Raw genomic sequence first — 19,069 nt, forward strand, 5'->3', positions numbered from 1 at the left:
AACAATGAAAACCGTAAAAATCAGCGCGCTCAGCGCCGCTATTCTGCTCAGTGGTTTTGCCTCATCCGCCGCGTGGTCCGCGGCCAGCGAAACCGTTATTATCGGCCTGGCTGGCCCGCTCACCGGCCCTTCCGCGCGTATCGGCAAGGATCTGGAAAACGGCGCGCAGCTGGCGATTGACGATATCAACAAGCAGCACCCGACCATCGGCGGCAAGGCGGTAACCTTCAAGCTGCAATCGGAAGACGATCAGTCCGACCCACGCACCGCCGTTGCCGTCGCCCAGCGTCTGGTGGATAGCGGCGTCGCGGGCGTCGTCGGCCACTGGAACACCGGCACCAGCATTCCCGCTGCGCGGGTTTATCACGATGCGGGCATCGCCCAGGTCGCGCCGGTCGCCACCGGGCACGCCTACACCAAACAGGGCTTCGACACCAGCTTCCGCGTGATGGGCCACGACGATGACGGCGGGCAGTTTGCCGGACAGTACGCGGTACAAACCCTGAAGGCCAAACGCATCGCGGTCATTGATGACCGTACCGCCTTCGGCCAGGGGCTGGCGGATGAGTTTATTAAGTCGCTGGAAGCGCAGGGAATCAACATCGTCGACCGCCAGTACGTCGATGACAAAACCGTCGACTTCAGCGCCGTGCTGACCGCGATCCGCAGCAAAAACGCCGACCTGATTTTCTTTGGCGGCGTCGATAGCCAGGCCGCCCCGCTGGCGCGCCGCATCAAACAGCTGGGTATGAACGCCACCCTGATGGGCGCAGGCGGCTTCGTTAGCCAGACCTTCCTCCAGCTGGCGCAAAAAGAGGGCGACGGCGTGGTGGCGCTGGAGCCGGGGCTGCCGGTCGAGCAGATGCCGGGCGGTAAAGCCTTCGAGCAGGCCTACCAATCGCGCTATCACACCCATATCGAACTGCACGCGCCGTTCGCCTATGACGCTACCCGCGTGCTGGTCGCGGCGATGGAAAAAGCCGACTCCGTCGACCCTGCCGACTATCTGCCCGCCCTGCGCGCCATTAACTACGCCGGGGTGACCGGACAAATCGCCTTTGATAAAGAGGGCAACCTGAAATCGCCAACCTTTACCGTTTATAAAGTCGTCGACGGAAAATGGCAGCCGCAAACCGTACTCGGCGGCGCAACAACGAAGTAACGCAGTGAGGCAATGTGATGAGTGATAATAACGAGCTGGGCATTCTCGCCCGCCGCAAAATTGAAGCAGAAATAATCAAGCCGATTTACGCCATCCTGGTGCGCGAGATAGGGAAAGCTCGCGCCCAGGCGGTCATCGGCGAAGCGATTGAAAACGCCGCCATTGAGGCGGGAAAAGCGTTTGCCCGCCAGGAGCCGAACGGTGCGGATATCCAGAGCTTTGTCGCGCTGCAGTATCTGTGGGAGAAAGATAACGCCCTGGAAGTCACGGTGCTGGACGCCGACGACCAGCAGTATAACTACAACGTAAACCGCTGCCGCTACGCCGAGATGTACCACGAAATGGGCCTCGGCGAGATTGGCCACCTGCTCTCCTGCGCCCGCGACGATAAATTTATCGTCGGCTACGCCCCGGACGTGGAGCTGACCCGCACCACCACCATCATGCAGGGCGGTAAATGCTGCGACTTCCGCTATCGCGTGCAAAAGGACAAGTCATGATAACCGTCAACGGCGCACGTCTGTGGTCGACGCTCAACGAGATGGCGCTGCTCGGCGCCACGCCGGCGGGCGGCGTGACCAGGCTGGCGCTCAGCGAAGAGGATCGTCAGGCGCGCGACCTGCTGCGCCAGTGGGCTCAGGAGGCCGGCTTTCCCTGCGACGTCGACAGCATGGGCAATATGTTTATTCGCCGCGCCGGTAAAAATTCGCAGTTAGCCCCGGTGCTGACCGGTTCCCACGTCGACTCCCAGCCGCTCGGCGGCCGCTATGACGGCATTTACGGCGTTCTCGCCGGGCTGGAGGCGCTGCGCACGCTGAACGATCGCGGCATTGAGACCGAACGCGATATTGTGCTGGTGAACTGGACCAACGAAGAAGGCGCGCGCTTTGCCCCGGCGATGCTGGCGTCCGGCGTGTGGGCCGGGCAGTTTAGCGAAGCTTTCGCCCTCGCCCGCGAAGATCGCGACGGCATCAGCGTTGGCGCGGCGCTGGAGGCTATCGGCTATCGCGGGGAGCGTCCTGCCGCCGCCTTCCCGCTCCACGCCTGCTACGAAGTGCATATCGAACAAGGGCCGATTCTGGAAGAAGAAGGCGTTGATATCGGCCTCGTTCACGCGGCAATGGGCCAGCGCTGGTTCAACGTCACTCTGGAGGGCTTTTCCGCCCACGCAGGAACCACGCCGATGGGCAGCCGCCGCGACGCGCTGACCGCCTTCGCCGAGCTGGCGCTGGCGGTGGAGCAAATCGGTATCGCCCATAATCCAGACGGGCGTGCGACTATCGGCATGGCGCAGGTCATTCCGGGATCGCGCAACGTGGTGCCGGGAGGCGTGGCGTGCAGCGTCGAGTTTCGTCATCCGCAATCCCCGGCGCTGGAAGCGATGGAACTCGCCCTGCATCGCGCCGCTGAAGCGTTGGCGGCGCGCGGCGTGACGGCAAACGTCGAGCGTATTTTTGATTACGCGCCCATTGCCTTTGATGCCGGATGTCTGGCGCGCAGCCAGCGGGCGGCGGACGAACTGGGCTATAGCGCGCGAACCATGGTTTCCGGCGCCGGGCACGATACCTGCTATATCAGCAAGGTCGCGCCCGCCAGCATGATTTTCATTCCCTGCGAGAAGGGCATTAGCCATAACGAAGCGGAGAACATTCTGCCGGAATGGGCGGAGAAAGGGGCGAACGTGCTGCTCAACAGTTTACGTCTTGCCGCGGATGAGCCCGCTTGCGGCGCGACGTAAAACGCGATACAGCCCACGCCAGCCAAGGCCGTGGGCTATTGCCGATCAATGCTTTTTGCGGTTGCGGCGCATATCGATAGTCACCGCCGCGACGATAATGATGCCTTTGATAATATCCTGCACGTAGGCGTCGACGCCGACAAAGGTAAACCCGCTTTTAATCAGGCCGAGGATCATCGCGCCGATTAAGGTCCCGGTGATGCGCCCCACCCCGCCCATCAGGCTGCTGCCGCCGATAACCGCCGCGGCGATAGCATCCAGTTCGTAGGACATGCCCATGCTCGACTGCCCGCTGCTGACGCGCGCCGCCAGCACCACGCCCGCCAGGCCGGAGAGCGCCCCGGCGATGGCATAGACGATCACCAGGTATTTATTCACGTTGATACCGGAGACCTTGGCCGACGTCATGTTACCGCCGATAGCGTAAACGTATTTACCGTAGCGGGTATGCTTCAGGGCGATATGGAAGACCGCGGCGACGACGAAGAAAATAATCACCGGCATCGCCCCCTGGCCGATGGCGGTAAAGCTGTCGGATAAGAAGCTGATTGGGTTGCCCTGGGTGTAGTACTGCGCCAGACCGCGCGCCGACACCATCATTCCAAGCGTCGCGATAAACGGCGGGATGCCGGTGCGGGTCACCAGAAAGCCGTTGGTTAAGCCGCACAGAAGACCGACGCCGATGCCGGCGCCAATCGGGATAATCGCCGGCATATTGACCAGCGACGGGAACATCGGCGACAGGCTATCGGAGGTTTGCGCGAGGCTTGCCGCCACCACGGCGGCGAGAGCGATCACCGAGCCGGAGGAGAGGTCAATGCCGGTGGTAATAATGACCTGGGTGACCCCGACGGCGATAATACCGATAATCGCTACCTGCAAAACAATTAATATCAGGCGATTGGTGTTTAATAAAAAGGACTGGTCGCGGACGTACCAGCCGGCAATTTCAAACGTCAGGGCAATCACCAGCATGACGATAAATATCCCGGTATCTTTCGGCAGCCGGTGGCGTAATTGCCCAAAGAAAGAGGGTTTCTCAGTGATCGGGGTCGCCGTTATTTTCATATTGCTCATTCTCTGTGCCTCAATGGGATGCCAACGACAAAATGGTTTCCTGGTCGGCGTCCTCTTTATTGAGGATGCCGGTAATACGCCCTTCATGCATGACCATCACCCGATCGCTCATCCCGAGAATCTCAGGTAATTCTGAAGAGACCATAATCACCGCCACGCCGCGGTTGGCCAGCTCGCTGATCAGATGGTAAATTTCCGCTTTCGCCCCGACGTCGATTCCGCGCGTCGGCTCATCGAGAATCAGTATTTTCGGCTGGGTCAGCAGCCAGCGGGCAATCAGTACCTTCTGCTGATTACCGCCGCTGAGGTTATTAATAATCTGATCCATGGTGGGGGTTTTAATATTCAGGCGGCGGATCTGCTCCATGCAGTCTTCGGCCATTTTGAGGTGCTGAACAAAGCCGGTTTTACCGATATATTCCGGCATTTTGACGATGCTCATATTCTCCAGCACCGACAGCACGAGAAACAGTCCGGACTTTTTGCGGTCTTCCGTCAGCAGCGCCATCCCTTTTTCAATCGCCGTCGAAGGCGAGTCAATCGTGACCGGCACTCCCTCAATCAGCACTTCGCCGCTATCGGCTTTATCCATGCCAAACAGGCTCTCCATCACTTCGCTACGCCCGGCCCCCACCAGCCCCGCCACGCCGAGGATTTCGCCGCGGCGTACGCTAAAGTTGATATCGTGAAAGACCCCCTTGCGCGACAAATTGCGGACGGTCAGCACCTCTTCGCCAATGGCGTTATTGAACTTGGGAAAGAGCTGGGTGAGCTCCCGGCCGACCATCTGGGTGATCAGCGACTGACGGGTAAAATCGGTGGTATGTTTACTGCCGACCCAGGTGCCATCGCGAAATACGCTGATCTCATCGGTAATCGCGAAAATCTCATCCATTTTATGGCTGATATAAATAATGGCTTTTCCCTGCTGGCGTAAATCGCGAATAATGGTAAACAGATGCGCCACTTCGCTTTCGGTTAACGCCGAGGTCGGCTCATCCATAATCACAATATCCGCGTTCCACGAAACCGCTTTGGCAATTTCCACCATCTGCTGGGAGGCGATACTTAACTCCCCCACCAGCCGGTCGGCGGATAGCCGGATATTGAGTTTATCCAGCAGATCCTGCGTCTGGCGGGCAAGCTGACGATGATCGACAAAACCGTATTTCATCGGCTCGCGGCCGAGCCAGATATTTTCCGCCACCGTCATATGCGGCACCAGATTCAGCTCCTGGTGGATCATCGAGATCCCGGCGCGCAGCGCGTCCATCGTATCCTGAAACTGGACCGGCTCCCCTTTAACGCGGATCGCGCCCTTATCGGGACGGTAGATCCCGATCAGGCATTTCATCAGCGTGGATTTTCCGGCGCCGTTTTCGCCCATCAGCGCGTGCACCGTCCCCGGGCGCACGCGTAATGAGACGTTGTCGAGCGCCTTCACGCCGGGGAAGAATTTGCTGATCCCTTCGGCTTCAAGTGCAAAAGCGTTCATACTTCACCTCCGTACCCTGAGCGACTATTTCTGGTTGCGATTAACGAACTCAGCCATGTTGTCTTTGGTGATCAGCTGGTAAGGGACGTCGATGATCTTTTCCACTTTCTCGCCGTTGGCCAGCTTAATGGCGGCATCCACCGCGCCTTCGCCCTGCCCTTTGGCATCCTGGAAAATCGTGGCGATCATCTTGCCGTTTTTGAGCATTTGCAGGGCATCCGGCGTCCCGTCCACCCCGGCAATCAGGATATGGTTCGGATTTTTACCCAGCGCCTGCAGCGCGCCGATGGCCATTTCATCGTTGTTGGAGGCGATGGCCTGAATGTCTTCGCCGCTGGTCATCCAGTTGCTGACCACGTCAACGGCATCGTTGCGGGTAAATTTCGCGGTCTGCTTCTGCACGATTTTGATATCCGGGTACTTCGCCACCACCTCTTCGACGCCTTTGGTGCGGTCACGGGTCGATTCATTCGCCAGGTCGCCGAGCAGAATGGCGACGTTCCCTTTGCCGTTCATCGCTTTGGCTAACGCTTCCATCTGTAAGCGCCCCGCCAGCACCGAGTCGGAGCCAACGTAGGCCATTTTGTCGGTCAGCTGCGCCTGCGGGCGGCGGTTAACAAAGATCAGCGGAATGCCCGCTTTGGTCGCCTGGTCCATAATCGGTTTGACCGCGTTGGTGTCGACCGGGTTGACGATAATCGCGTCGACGCCCTGGCCAATAAAGTTCTGCACCTGCTGTAGCTGCTGGGAGACGTCGCCTTTGGCATCTTCCACCTGCGCCTTAACGCCATCTTTTTGCATCTCTTTTTGCATTGCGGTGCGCAGAATCGTCAGGAAGTTGTCATCGAATAGCGCCATGGAAACACCGACCGAAATATCTTTCGCCATCACGACCGCTGGCAGCATGCAGGCTAGCAAAGAGGCAACAACCGTTTTCTTAATATTCATCGTTGATCCTTTATTTTCAGGTACATCGGTTAGGTAAGGTAAAATGAAAAAATAGTTTCATTAATTGTGCGTTAAGCGCCTGCTTTTCCAGCTTTTTGAAAAAACAGCCCGCGCGCTGGTGCATTTTTTGTTGTTGATCGAAATCACAAAATTCAGTTGTTTTAAAATGGTTTTTTGAAACATTAGTCCATTTATAGCGGAAGAAAAATTCCAGACCATTTATTTCATTAACAACACATATGAAACTTTTATAAGTAAATAACTGAAATGAAAATTTTAAAACTGCGTGTTAACAGAACTTTGACACACATCTAACATTGACGCATAAATGCGCAAAAAATGAGAGGCAGGCGACGGTTTGCCGCGCGGCGCGCCGATAGCGGCAGCGGTTTAAAACGAGACAGGAGATAGGGTGTAAAAGGGGATGTCGCCCCGCGGGCCGCGGGCGCTCAGTCGACGTTTTCAGCGCTGTAAAGGATAAATTCGACCTTGCCGTCGCTGAACAGATGCGGCTGATAGCCGGTTTCCAGATGGCGCAGGGCCAGCTCCACCGCCAGACGGGCATGCTGGCGCGGGTTTTGATCGATCGTCAGCGCCATTCCCCCCAGGGCCAGCTGTTCACGGGTGGTGCTGTAGCGTTCATGGGTCATCCAGCAGCACTCGCCGTAGCGGCGATGGCGAGCCAGCGCCTGCGCCACCTGCGTGTTGCCCAGCCCGGTATTGTAGATGCCCACCACGTCGCGGTTGCGGCGCAGGGCCTCTTCCAGCACGCGGTCGATTCGCTGTCGGTTGTCCTCCCCCGCCAAAACCTCGCCCAGCAGCAGATGCGGAAAGCGCTGGCTAATCACCTCGCGAAATCCCTGAATCCGTAAGCGATGAGCGCTGAAGTCCTGGCGCCCGCTGAGCATCAGCACTTCTCCAGGACGGTGCGCCATTAACCCCATCATCCTGCCCGCGGTGCGGCCGGCCTGCTGCTGATCGATCCCGACGTGACAAAGCCTCTGCGCGCCGGGGAGATCGGTGACCAGCGTAATCACCGGCACGTTCGCCTCGCGACACTGGCGCAAGGCGTCATAGACCCGCGGATGTTCGTTGCCAAAGACAATTATCGCATGGCGCTTTTTGCTGCTGCGGATAAGGCTTTTCGCCAGCTTTTCCGGCGCGGACTCCGCCACCAGCGTGCGGTGCAGCGTCAGTCGGCGATAGCCAAGGCTATCCGCCACGTCGGCGAAATCCTGCGTCAGACGGGAGAAAAAGCGCGAATCGTTATCGCTGAGAAACACTTCTATTTGCCACGGGAGACGGCGCTCTTCCGGCAGAATGCGCTTCAGCCCGGCCTCCCGCGCGGCCTCCAGCACCCTGCGCGTGGTTTCCGGCGACACGCCGCCGCGTTCGTTAAGCACCCGGTCAACGGTCGCGACGCCCACGCCAATCCGTTTAGCCAGTGCCTCCAGCGAAATGCTTTTCATCGTCTCGTCTCCCCCATGATGGAAATCCATCAAAACGCCCGTGTCGGTCAGTGTAGCAAACGGATTACTTTGGCAACGCTAAATCCCTCTTTCTGGAGAAAAAAATGACCTGCATTCGTTTTGCATTGTTGGGCAGCGGTTTTATTGGCCAGGTTCACGCCGCCAGCCTCGCTCGCCATGAGCGGACCGTTCTGGCCATGGTGGCCGACGCCGATCCCGAGCGGGCGAAAGCGCTGGCTTCCCGCTACGGCGCGCGGGCGGTAACCGTCGCCGAAGCCATCAATAGCGACGCCATTGACGCGGTACTGATCGCCAGCTCGACGCCTTCACACGCGGCGCTGCTGGAAGCCGCCGCGCGCGCGGGAAAAGCGGTCTACTGCGAAAAACCGATCGATCTTTCGCTGGCCCGCGCCCGCCAGGTCGTCGAGAAAGTGCTGCCGCTCGGGGTACCGGTGACCGTTGGCTTTAACCGCCGCTTCGACGCCAGCCACCAGCAGCTGCGCCGGGAGATCGAGGCTGGCGCGATTGGCCAAATCGAACTGGTTCAGATGGTGTGTCGGGCATCGGTTATGCCGCCGCTGGAATATCTGCGCAGCTCAGGCGGCCAGATGCGCGACCAGGCGATTCACTTCTTTGACCTGCTGCGCTTTCTTACCGGTGATGAAGTGACGACCGTCGCCGCGCTGGGGGCTGCGCTGGCGCTGGCGGAAATTGCCGAATTCGACGATGTCGATACCTCTATTGTCATGCTGCGGATGCGCGGCGGCGCGCTGGCGCAGCTGGACAACACCCGGCGCACCGGCCACGGCTACGATGAGCGCATTAGCCTGCTTGGCCCGCAGGGAGTGATAGAGTCCGGCAGTCAGGCATCGCGCGGCGTCACGCTGTGGCAGGGAGCGCGCTGCATTCAGCCCGGACTCTATCCGGACTGGTTCAGTCGCGTCGAGGGGTCGTACTACGCGCATCTGGATGCTTTTGTCCGCTCGCTAGGCGGAGAAGCGGTGCCGGACCTGCCGGGGCTGCTGGACGGGCTGCGGGCGCAGGCTATCGCCGAAGCCGCCGTGCTTTCCCTGCGGCAAGGGCAGTTTGTCAGCGTCGAACCGCTGGCGTAAAAAAGCCCCGTATGCGGTCGGCATACGGGGCAACGGCGCGCCGTTAACGCTCCTCGTTAAATATCACGCCAATCTGCCGCCGCACTTCGTCCATCACGCTCAGGTTTTCCAGCACCCTGGCCAGCGGGCGGATCGGCGAGTCCGTAAGCCCTTGCCCCACGCACCAGGCAAAATGTTCGGCCTGATAAAACAGCTGGTCGTAGCGGTTGCGCGGCTCCTCCCAGCGCAGCACCTGCCCTCCCTGGCTGGCGGCGAGGGTAAAATTCCCCGGCGCGTAGAACTGCCCGTCGAGGGTAAGGGTCGCATCGCGCCCGGCCACCACCGCGCCGCCCGGCGTGTTGCTGAACAGGGTGGTATTGAGCAATCCCTGTAAGCCGTTTTCCCAGTTAAACAGCATCGAAATCTGCCCGTTGACGCCTCTTTGGGCGGGACGCCCGCGGGCGATAATGTCCTGCGGCACGCCGCCGACCATCACGCAGAATGAGGTCAGATAGCTGCCGAGATCCATCATCGGCCCGCCGGCGAGATCGGCATTAAAAATGCGATGATCCGGGGTAAAAAACTCGCCGTGATCGGCGAGCAGCGTGTGCAGATCGCCCAGCACGCCGTCCTCCAGCAGCTGGCGAATCACGTCATACTTCGGCGCGTAGTCGCACCACATCGCCTCCATCGCCAGCGTCCCCTGCTTCATGGCCTCCGCTTTCAGCGCCGCGCCTTCCCGCCGGTTCAGCGCAAACGGCTTTTCAATCAGCACATGTTTGCCCGCCTGCAGCACCCGCAGCCCGTCGGGAAAGTGGTGGTTATGCGGCGTGGCAACGTAAACCGCATCAATATCCGGTCGCGCCAGCATCTCATCCACCTGAGCGTAAGCCTGCGGGATCCCCCAGCGGGCGGCGAAATCGTCGGCTTTTTGCTGCGTGCGCGAGGAGACGGCAACCACCCGCTGGCGGCTGAGCTCTTTTAACGATTTCACAAAGCGCTCGGCAATCCAGCCGGGGCCAATAATGGCCCAGCGCAGCGAGGGGATCGCCGAGGCGGCGGGATGGCGCGGTTTTGGTAACTGTGACGGGAACATAGCGGCTCCTGATTTTATTTTGCCGGGGAGAGACACTATAAGCAGGCGCAGAGGAGGACGAATAACGAATTTATGATGGAATTCCATCATCGACATAGTGCTTGTCAAAAGCGCGGGAGTCGCGGATAGTCCGGGCAGCTCATCACTATCAAGGAGTCTGAGATGTTGAAAAGTTCGTGGCGTAAAACCGCCCTGATGGCCGCCGCCGCCGTTCCGCTGCTGCTGGCGAGCGGTTCATTATGGGCCAGTGCCGATGCTATCCAGCAAAAGCTGGCTGATTTAGAAAAACGTTCCGGCGGTCGGCTGGGCGTAGCGCTGATTAACACGGCAGATGATTCGCAAACCCTCTATCGCGGCGATGAACGTTTTGCCATGTGCAGCACCGGTAAAGTGATGGCCGCCGCCGCGGTGTTAAAACAGAGCGAAAGCAATCCAGAGGTGGTGAATAAAAGGCTGGAGATTAAAAAATCGGATTTAGTGGTCTGGAGCCCGATCACCGAAAAACATCTGCAAAGCGGAATGACCCTGGCGGAACTCAGCGCGGCGGCGCTGCAGTACAGCGACAATACCGCGATGAATAAGATGATTAGCTACCTTGGCGGACCGGAAAAGGTGACCGCATTCGCCCAGAGTATCGGGGATGTCACTTTTCGTCTCGATCGTACGGAGCCGGCGCTGAACAGCGCGATTCCCGGCGATAAGCGCGATACCACCACCCCGTTGGCGATGGCCGAAAGCCTGCGCAAGCTGACGCTGGGCAATGCGCTGGGCGAACAGCAGCGCGCCCAGTTAGTAACGTGGCTAAAAGGCAATACCACCGGCGGGCAAAGCATTCGCGCAGGCCTGCCCGCAAGCTGGGTGGTCGGGGATAAAACCGGCGGCGGAGATTACGGCACCACCAACGATATCGCGGTGATCTGGCCGGAAAATCATGCCCCGCTGGTGCTGGTGACCTATTTTACCCAGCCGCAGCAGGATGCGAAAAGCCGCAAAGAGGTGTTAGCCGCGGCGGCAAAAATCGTCACCGAAGGGCTTTAACCCGGGAACAGGCCCCTCTGCAACACTCTGCGCTTTGTTTCCCGGTGGCGCTGCGCTGACCGGGCTACGGGTCCACCGCCGTCTGCGGGCCGGTAGCCCGGACAAATGCGCAGCATCGCCTCCGGGAAATTCAGCCACTCTGCGCTTTGTTTCCCCAGTGGCGCTGCGCTGACCGGGCTACGGGTTCCCCGCCGTCTGCGGGCCGGTAGCCCGGACAGGCGCAGCGCGCCGCCTCCGGGACAGCCTGAATAGACAGCCGCCAAATATTAGTCGGTAATTTTAAACGTCAGCGCGTAAGCGCTGGTTTTCCTTTCATCGCGCGCGCCGCCCATCTGATAAACCCGCACCGTATATTTACCGCTGCTCATCAGACGTTGCTCAAAGGTATCACCGCTCAGAGAACCGTTAAAAATCGAATTATTATCAGGAGCGATAACATTGAAATAAGGATGCGGCCGCTGGCTGTTCATATTGATATGCATCATCTGGCCCGCTTTCGCCTCCAGCGTATAGTCGTTAACACCGTCACCGGTCACGGTGCTTTTTATTATCGTGCCGTTGCTGCCTTTATCAAAATGAACGGTATGGTTGTTGATATTATCACTTGCCATTGATAACACTGACGTAAATAAATAACTTGCACAGATCACGCCACCAACAATTAATTTTATTTTTTTCATTTAATTAACACCTTATGTTTTTTATGCGCGCTGTTATAGCACATAAGGTGTCCGGAGTAAGCTGATTCGCAATTATTACTCGTCGGAATTAAACACGTCGAAATAAAGGCCCCCCGGTTCAGGGAAACGAGGGGACCTGGTTTTAGCGGGATTTACTTCTGCGGACGCATTGCCGGGAACAGAATCACGTCGCGAATGGTATGGCTGTTGGTAAACAGCATCACCATGCGGTCGATACCGATGCCCAGACCGGCCGTCGGCGGCAGGCCATATTCCAGCGCGGTGACGTAGTCTTCGTCGTAGAACATCGCTTCATCATCCCCCGCCGCTTTGGCGTTGACCTGATCCTGGAAACGCTGGGCCTGGTCTTCCGCGTCGTTCAGCTCGCTAAAGCCGTTGCCGATTTCACGCCCGCCGATAAAGAACTCAAAGCGATCGGTGATTTCCGGGTTCACGTCGTTACGGCGCGCCAGCGGCGAAACCTCCGCCGGATACTCGGTGATAAAGGTTGGCTGGATCAGATGGGCTTCCGCTACTTCGTCGAAAATCTCGGTGACGATACGCCCCAGCCCCCAGCTCTTCTCAACGTGAATACCGATGGATTCCGCCAGCGCTTTTGCCGCCTCGAAGTTATCCAGATCCGCCATCTCGGTTTCCGGACGGTATTTCTTGATCGCTTCGCGCATGGTCAGTTTTTCAAACGGCTTGCCGAAGTCGAACACCTGGTCGCCGTACGGGACTTCGGTTTTCCCCAGCACGGTCTGCGCCAGCGTGCGGAACAGAGATTCGGTCAGTTCGATCAGATCTTTGTAATCCGCATACGCCATATAGAGTTCCATCATGGTGAACTCAGGGTTGTGGCGCACGGAGATCCCTTCGTTACGGAAGTTGCGGTTGATTTCGAACACCCGTTCGAAGCCGCCGACCACCAGCCGTTTCAGATACAGCTCCGGCGCGATGCGCAGATACATATCCAGATCGAGCGCGTTGTGATGGGTGATAAACGGACGCGCGGAGGCGCCGCCGGGGATCACCTGCATCATCGGAGTCTCGACTTCCATAAAGCCGCGCGCGACCATGAACTGACGCATGGTGGCGAGGATCTGCGAACGCACCTTGAAGGTGTGGCGCGACTCTTCGTTGGAGATCAGATCCAGATAGCGCTGACGATAGCGCGCCTCCTGATCCTGCAGGCCGTGAAACTTGTCCGGCAGCGGGCGCAATGCCTTGGTCAGCAGGCGCAGCTCGGTGCAGTGAATGGAGAGTTCGCCGGTCTGGGTTTTAAACAGCTTACCGCGGGCGGCGATGATGTCGCCAAGATCCCATTTCTTAAACTGTTCGTTGTAGACGCCTTCCGCCAGATCGTCGCGCGCGACGTACAGCTGAATGCGGCCGCCGACGTCCTGTAAGGTGACGAAAGAGGCTTTCCCCATAATCCGGCGGGTCATCATGCGGCCAGCCACGGCGACCTCGACGTTCAGAGAGGTGAGCTCGTCGTTTTCCTTACCATCAAATTCCGCATGGAGCTGGTCAGAAGTGTGGTCACGGCGAAAATCGTTCGGGAACGCCACGCCCTGCTCACGCAGCGCGGCCAGTTTTTCACGACGGGTTTTCAGTTCATTATTAAGGTCAATTGCCTCATCGGCACCTTGTGCTTGTTGTTCAGACATGTTGGTTCCTCATAACCCTGCTTGCAAACTTGCTTCGATAATTGAACCAGGTCACTCTCCAGCGCGGCCTGTTCCGGCGTCGACGCCAAAGAACAATCTTAAGGAGCCTGGCTTCAATTCCGGCTGATTTCGCTCAGCCATCGCTTCAGTAACAGTTTTTTATCTTCGGCTTCCGCGCCTGCCAGAATATCCTCCTCCTGTTCAGTAAACGGTGCAAGGAGCGGCTTGTCGCTCCACTGTTGGGGTTACCGATCCCCGGCTCGCGGCGTAAACGCCTTAGCCGGGCTACCAGGCAGCACGATTTTGTAGCCCCGGTAAGCCGGACCTGTCGCCAGACGGGGCTAGGCGCCGCCGCCGGGAAGTTCACCGGCGGCCGCGCGGCGTTTGCCGACGCTAAACGCGGCGGCAAAGGCGACGACGACAATCACCGCCACGCAGCCCAGCGTCCATTCGCCCATCTGGGCAAAGAAGTGCTGATATGCGGCAATCGCCGTATCGCTGATCTGCGACTCGGTGGTCTGCTGCGCCACCACTCCCGCCAGCCAGTTGGCTACCGCGCCGGTGGCCAGCATATAAATCCCGGTCAGTACCCCGGTGACGCCGGGCATATTGAGGCGGGTGATCTGCGCCATCGCTACCGGGTCGATAAACAGTTCGGCAAAGCCCATCAGCGCCAGGCCGGCCACCATCATGCCCATTGATGCCTGCCCTTCCGCCGCGCCGTGGCGCGCGTTAAGCGCCAGCAGCATAAAGCCGCAGCCCATCAGCACCAGGCCAAAGGCGAACTTCAGCCACACGCGCAGCGCCGAGCGGGTCGCGCCTTCCGGCCGCATCAGCCACGCCAGCACGACGCCAGCCGCCATCACCGCCACCGCGTTAACCGACTGGAACAGCGCGGTCGGCACCTCAATATTCAGCAGATGACGGTTAACAAAGTGGTCGATGAACAGGCTGATCGAACTCCCGCCCTGCTGCGCCAGAACCCAGAACAGAGTCCCGGTCAGCATCAGCAGAACGATCTGCCACAGCGCGCGGCGATGCTCCGGCGATTTGACCATAATGCGCGCCACCATCTGGGCGGCGAACACGCACACGATCGCCAGCAGATAGCCGGACCAGTTATTCTCCAGCAGCAGCGTGAAAAACACCGGCGCAACGCAGAGCATCACCACCAGCCAGCCCCAGGTCGGCAGCACAAACTTTATCGCCCGCAGCGCCTGTTTATCGACGCCGCGCGCGTGGCGGAAGTAGCGGCTACCGCTGAGGAAAATCATCAGGCCGACAAACATGCCGATTCCCGCCAGCGCAAAGCCGATATGCCAGCCGTACCACTGCGCCGCCAGCCCGCAGGCGATAGGCGCGGCGATGGAGCCGACGTTACCGGCGGCGTACAGCAGCGAAAAACCGCCGTCGCGGCGAGGGTCGTCAACGGCGTAGAGCTCGCCCAGCAGGCAGCTGATGTTGGATTTGAACAAGCCGTAGCCGCAGATAATGATCGCCAGCGCGAGGTACAGGCTCCAGGTGGAATCGGATTCCACGCCCAGCACCACGTGGCCAAGCGTCATTAACAGCGCGCCGGCAATCACCGCCGTGCGGTTGCCGAGCAGGCGGTCGGCAAGCCAGCCGCCGAGAATAGGAGTTACGTACACGAGGGAAGCGTAAGCGCTGAACAGGCTGATAGCGTGGCTGTCATCAAAGCCGAGCTGATGGGTGAGGTAGAGGATGAGTAAGGCACGCATGCCGTAAAAGCTGAAATATTCCCAGATTTGGATCGCAACGATGTAATAAATCGCGCGCGGCTGTGAGGGTGTTTTCATGTGTTCTCCTTGCAGCGTGAAAAAGGGAAGTGGCAAGCCACTTCCCTGTTGTGCATCGATTATTTGTTATTTTCTTCTTTCAGCACTTTAACGGTGTAACGACCATCCGCCTGACGATAGGCGCCGTGGATATCGGTTTCGAAGCCCGGATAGTGGGCGCCGATTTCGCACAGCATCTGCAGGAATTCCAGCACCGGACGGCTCTCTTCGGTGATCATTTCACCCGGCATCACCAGCGGCACTCCCGGAGGATACGGCAGGATCATATTGGCGTTGACGCGGCCCACCATCTCTTCGAGATACACCTCTTCGGTCTGACCGTGCAGCTCTTTCTGGAACGCGGCGTACGGCGTGATCATCATGGTCGGCAGCACTTCGAACGCGCGGAACATCAGATCCGGCAGGTTGTGGTGCTCAATCAGTTTATGAATGTTCTGCGCCAGTTCCTGAACGCGCATGTTTTCGTAGAATTCCGGATCTTCACGATACAGCGACGGCAGCATGTTTTTCACCCGCAGGTTCAGGTCGAACGCGCGTTTGAAATCGGTCAGCGCACGCAGCAGGCTCAGCGCTTTGGTTTTGTCGATACCGATACTGAACAGGAACAGCAGGTTGTACGGACCGGTTTTTTCGACCACGATACCGTGCTCGTCGAGATACTTCGCCACGATGCTCGCCGGAATACCGAACTCATCCATGGTGCCGTCTTTCTTCATCCCCGGAGTCAGCAGCGTGACTTTAATCGGGTCGAGATACATGTGCTCGTTATCGATGTTTTTGAAACCGTGCCACGCGCTGTCGGAGCGCAGCGGCCAGCATTCAGCGCCATCGATATGTTCCGGCTGCCAGACGTCGAAGAACCAGCCGTCGGACTCGCCTTTCAGACGTTTGATCTCTTTACGGAACTTGATTGAACGTTCGATAGAGCCGTCAATCAGGCGCTTACCGGCGTTGCCTTTCATCATCGCCGCCGCGGTTTCCGTCGAGGCCACCACGCCGTAGTGCGGAGAAGTGGTGGTGTGCATCATGTAGGCTTCGTTAAAGGTCTCTTCGTTCACGTCGCCTTTAACGTGAATCATCGAGGCCTGAGAGAACGCCGCCAGCAGTTTGTGCGTGGACTGGGTTTCGTAAATCACTTTCCCTTCGACGCGGCCGCCGCTCATCCCGCATTTGCCTTCATAAATCGGCGAGAAGTTGGTGTAAGGCACCCACGCGGAGTCAAAGTGGATGGATTTCACATCCAGGGTTTTCTTGATGTAGTCCGTGTTGTACAGCAGACCGTCATAGGTGGAGTTGGTGATAACCGCGTGCACCGGCCAGGTCGCGTTCGGGGTTTCTTTCACGCGCTTCGCGATGGTCGCATGCTGGAATTCGCTCTGCGGGATACCGCCGAGGATACCGTAGGCGTTGCGGGTCGGGCGGAAGTAGATTGGCGTAATGTCGCTCATCATCATCAGATGGGTCAGCGATTTATGGCAGTTACGGTCAATCAGCACGGTGCTACCGGCCGGGGCGGAATACATGCCGACAATTTTGTTGGCGGTAGAGGTCCCGTTGGTCACCATGTAGCTGCGTTCCGCGTTGAAGACGCGGGCGATGTACTCTTCCGCTTCTTTGTGCGGGCCGCTGTGGTCCAGCAGAGAACCGAGTTCAGAAACCGAAATCGAGATATCGGATTTCATGGTATTGGAACCAAAGAAATCGTAGAAGATGCTGCCGACCGGGCTTTTCTGGAACGCGGTACCGCCCATATGGCCTGGGGTACAGAAGGTGTATTTGCCTTCACGCACGTATTTAAACAGCGCTTTGGTCAGCGGCGGCAGAATGGTGTCGATATACTCGTCGGTATTCTGTTTGATTTTGTTGGCAATATCTTCCGCTGCGCCCAGCGCATATTCGAAGAAGCGAACCTGCATCCGCAGATCGTTGAGGCTCACGTCCAGCGTTGAGTAAGTGTTCGCAAAGGCGTACAGCGGCATGTATTCGTTCATTTTGCTGATGTCTTCGCACAGTTCGAGATTGTATTTATCCCAGTCGAAGATCACGCCGCACAGACGCGCATTGTTTTCGATAAGTTTTAATAAGTCTTCACGGTCGTTCGGGTAGACAATACGGAAGTCCAGGCGTTCGAGGGCGCGATGCAGTTCACGGATGGGTTCTTCTTTGAAGTAGACACCCATGTGATTCATGATTGCGATAACGTTCATAGTCAAATCTCCAGATAAAGAAAGCCCCTCCCGCCACGTCGTGACAGGTGATGGAAGGAGCCTCAGGAATAGGGTTGCTGATTAATGCGCGCTGGCGGTGCTGCTATCAGCGGAGTTGTCGTTGTTCTGGCGCTGGTGCATTTTGCGACCGTAGAACATCAGGATAATCAGGCTGACGATAAAGGTACCGGCCAGTTCGAAGGAGCTTGCCCCCATCAGGGCGATGAAGCAGAACGCGCAGCCGAGTACGGAGCAAATCAGGCTGACGAAGTTGCGTACATTGATGCCTTCGAAGCGAATCAGGTCAACGCAGGAGTAGAAGTAAGGCAGCATGGTCAGCAGTACCGCGATACCGGTCAGCTCACCGAACAGGTCAGACGCTTTGCCGCCGGTAGAGTTCATCAGGGTAATCAGCACCATCAGCGCGGTCATTTTCACCGCGGCCAGCAGCAGGCCTTTTTTCGGAATACCGTTGCTGTCGAGTTCGCCATACACTTTCGGGAAGTTACCGTCATTGGCGGCACGTACGCCGGCCTGACCCACCAGCATCATCCACGAACCCAGCGAAGTCAGGCAGGCAAAGGCGGTGAAGGCGGAAACCATCGGCGCAGCCCAGCCGCCGAGAATGGTGGAGGCGCTCACTGCAAACGGCGCACCGGATGCGGCCATCTGAGAGGCAGGATACATACCCGCAATCACCTGGGTCGCGGCGATGTAGACGATACCGGCCATCGCGGTGCCCAGCATGGTGGCCAGCGGCACGGTGCGTTTTGGGTTTTTCACCATCCCGGTACTCACGGCGGCAGATTCTACCCCGACAAAGGCCCACAGGCAGAGCAGGATACTTTTGATTACCGCGTGGCTGTCAGTGGTGCTGGAGGTGTTCCAGTTTGCCTGATAGGTTGCGGCATCAAACCAGTGCCAGCCGACCACCGCGGTCATGACCACAGGAATAAGTACCAGTACCAGGCCAATTGTTGTCAGGCGGCTAACCCAGGTCCCGCCGAGCATATTCACGAAGGTGAATATCCATACGATGGCGATACAGGCAATACCTGCCGGCACCGGGTTATTTAAAATTGGGAAGAATGTTGATAAATAAGAGACGGCGGTAATACCGATTGCCAGGTTACCGATCCAGTTGGCGTGATAATAAAGCACGCCGGTCTGGAAACCGAACGCTGGGGATATTTCACCGGCGTAGGCAATTGGGCCACCCTGCTGCGGATTCTTGGTCGCCAGCCGGGCATAAACATAAGCCAGAGACATCGCGCCAATAATAGAAATTACCCAACCCCAGATGGCAATACCACCGATGCTAGCGAGGTTTGCAGGTAATAATGCAATACCGCTCCCCATCATATTACCGGCGACTACGCCGGTACAGGCAAATAGCCCGATCTTCTTGGCAGAACTCATGTTTGCTTTTCTCCTAAGTTTATTTGGGAGGTACAGATCATGATGATGAACCTTTTATTGACCCGACCAACTGCCAACAAGATTACGGATTAGTACGAGATAAGTCCTAAAGATAAAGTGAAATAACTGCAAACATCAGACAAATGATATTTTGACCTTTTT

Annotated in this window: 15 protein-coding genes; 5 read left to right on the forward strand and 10 right to left on the reverse strand. The window is 57.9% G+C overall.

Annotated features, from left to right (window positions below; genetic code table 11):
* Window positions 1–4: 4 nt before the first annotated feature.
* The 3 genes from JLG71_RS20965 to JLG71_RS20975 are packed head-to-tail and all read left to right on the forward strand — an operon-like array spanning window position 5 to window position 2,900.
* Window positions 5–1,162: a branched-chain amino acid ABC transporter substrate-binding protein gene (locus JLG71_RS20965; protein WP_023320490.1), complete on the forward strand. Its 1,158-nt coding sequence runs from the start codon at window positions 5–7 to the stop codon at window positions 1,160–1,162.
* Between the two features lie 17 nt (window positions 1,163–1,179).
* The gene (locus JLG71_RS20970) at window positions 1,180–1,662 is read left to right on the forward strand and encodes an L-2-amino-thiazoline-4-carboxylic acid hydrolase (RefSeq protein WP_025107105.1); all 483 of its coding nucleotides are present in this window, start codon (window positions 1,180–1,182) and stop codon (window positions 1,660–1,662) included.
* Complete coding sequence (locus JLG71_RS20975; protein ID WP_116280740.1) at window positions 1,659–2,900, forward strand: Zn-dependent hydrolase; 1,242 nt, start codon at window positions 1,659–1,661, stop codon at window positions 2,898–2,900. Before JLG71_RS20970 ends, JLG71_RS20975 begins: the two co-directional genes overlap by 4 nt.
* A 45-nt stretch (window positions 2,901–2,945) precedes the next feature.
* Here the strand turns inward: JLG71_RS20975 and JLG71_RS20980 are convergent, their stop codons facing one another.
* From JLG71_RS20980 to JLG71_RS20995, 4 genes are all read right to left on the reverse strand, one after another.
* Window positions 2,946–3,968, reverse strand: coding sequence for an ABC transporter permease (locus JLG71_RS20980; protein ID WP_170873311.1), 1,023 nt, complete (start codon window positions 3,966–3,968; stop codon window positions 2,946–2,948).
* A gap of 19 nt (window positions 3,969–3,987) precedes the next feature.
* The gene (locus JLG71_RS20985; RefSeq protein WP_116280741.1) at window positions 3,988–5,472 is read right to left on the reverse strand and encodes a sugar ABC transporter ATP-binding protein; all 1,485 of its coding nucleotides are present in this window, start codon (window positions 5,470–5,472) and stop codon (window positions 3,988–3,990) included.
* A gap of 24 nt (window positions 5,473–5,496) precedes the next feature.
* Window positions 5,497–6,420, reverse strand: coding sequence for a sugar ABC transporter substrate-binding protein (locus JLG71_RS20990; RefSeq protein WP_046876919.1), 924 nt, complete (start codon window positions 6,418–6,420; stop codon window positions 5,497–5,499).
* 449 nt (window positions 6,421–6,869) lie between these two features.
* Complete coding sequence (locus JLG71_RS20995; RefSeq protein WP_046876920.1) at window positions 6,870–7,889, reverse strand: LacI family DNA-binding transcriptional regulator; 1,020 nt, start codon at window positions 7,887–7,889, stop codon at window positions 6,870–6,872.
* A 104-nt stretch (window positions 7,890–7,993) separates the two neighbouring features.
* On the opposite strand from JLG71_RS20995, the gene JLG71_RS21000 reads away from it, so the two are divergent.
* On the forward strand, window positions 7,994–9,001 hold the full coding sequence (locus tag JLG71_RS21000) for a Gfo/Idh/MocA family oxidoreductase (RefSeq protein ID WP_025107108.1): 1,008 nt from the start codon (window positions 7,994–7,996) through the stop codon (window positions 8,999–9,001).
* Window positions 9,002–9,044: 43 nt separating this feature from the next.
* On the opposite strand, the gene JLG71_RS21005 is transcribed toward JLG71_RS21000, so the two are convergent.
* A complete protein-coding gene (locus tag JLG71_RS21005) occupies window positions 9,045–10,076 on the reverse strand; it encodes a Gfo/Idh/MocA family protein (protein WP_038424180.1) in 1,032 nt (343 codons plus the stop codon).
* A gap of 162 nt (window positions 10,077–10,238) precedes the next feature.
* Between JLG71_RS21005 and JLG71_RS21010 the strand changes: the two genes are divergently transcribed.
* A complete protein-coding gene (locus tag JLG71_RS21010) occupies window positions 10,239–11,114 on the forward strand; it encodes an extended-spectrum class A beta-lactamase OXY-1-2 (protein WP_025107110.1) in 876 nt (291 codons plus the stop codon).
* 266 nt (window positions 11,115–11,380) lie between these two features.
* Here JLG71_RS21010 and JLG71_RS21015 read toward each other — a convergent pair whose 3' ends face one another.
* The 5 genes from JLG71_RS21015 to cadB all read right to left on the reverse strand — a co-directional run bounded on the left by JLG71_RS21015 (window position 11,381) and on the right by cadB (window position 18,907).
* On the reverse strand, window positions 11,381–11,794 hold the full coding sequence (locus tag JLG71_RS21015; protein ID WP_014228246.1) for a hypothetical protein: 414 nt from the start codon (window positions 11,792–11,794) through the stop codon (window positions 11,381–11,383).
* 152 nt (window positions 11,795–11,946) lie between these two features.
* A complete protein-coding gene (gene lysS / locus JLG71_RS21020) occupies window positions 11,947–13,464 on the reverse strand; it encodes a lysine--tRNA ligase (protein WP_004848495.1) in 1,518 nt (505 codons plus the stop codon).
* A gap of 341 nt (window positions 13,465–13,805) precedes the next feature.
* Window positions 13,806–15,281, reverse strand: coding sequence for a dipeptide permease DtpD (dtpD, locus tag JLG71_RS21025; RefSeq protein ID WP_049079709.1), 1,476 nt, complete (start codon window positions 15,279–15,281; stop codon window positions 13,806–13,808).
* Between the two features lie 59 nt (window positions 15,282–15,340).
* On the reverse strand, window positions 15,341–17,488 hold the full coding sequence (cadA, locus tag JLG71_RS21030) for a lysine decarboxylase CadA (RefSeq protein ID WP_004848492.1): 2,148 nt from the start codon (window positions 17,486–17,488) through the stop codon (window positions 15,341–15,343).
* An 81-nt stretch (window positions 17,489–17,569) separates the two neighbouring features.
* Window positions 17,570–18,907 carry a cadaverine/lysine antiporter gene (gene cadB, locus JLG71_RS21035; protein ID WP_004848490.1) on the reverse strand — a complete coding sequence of 446 codons (1,338 nt, stop codon included), beginning with the start codon at window positions 18,905–18,907 and terminating at the stop codon, window positions 17,570–17,572.
* Between the last annotated feature and the right edge of the window lie 162 nt (window positions 18,908–19,069).

Source organism: Klebsiella michiganensis, assembly GCF_015139575.1.
Taxonomy (GTDB): Bacteria; Pseudomonadota; Gammaproteobacteria; order Enterobacterales; family Enterobacteriaceae; genus Klebsiella; species Klebsiella michiganensis.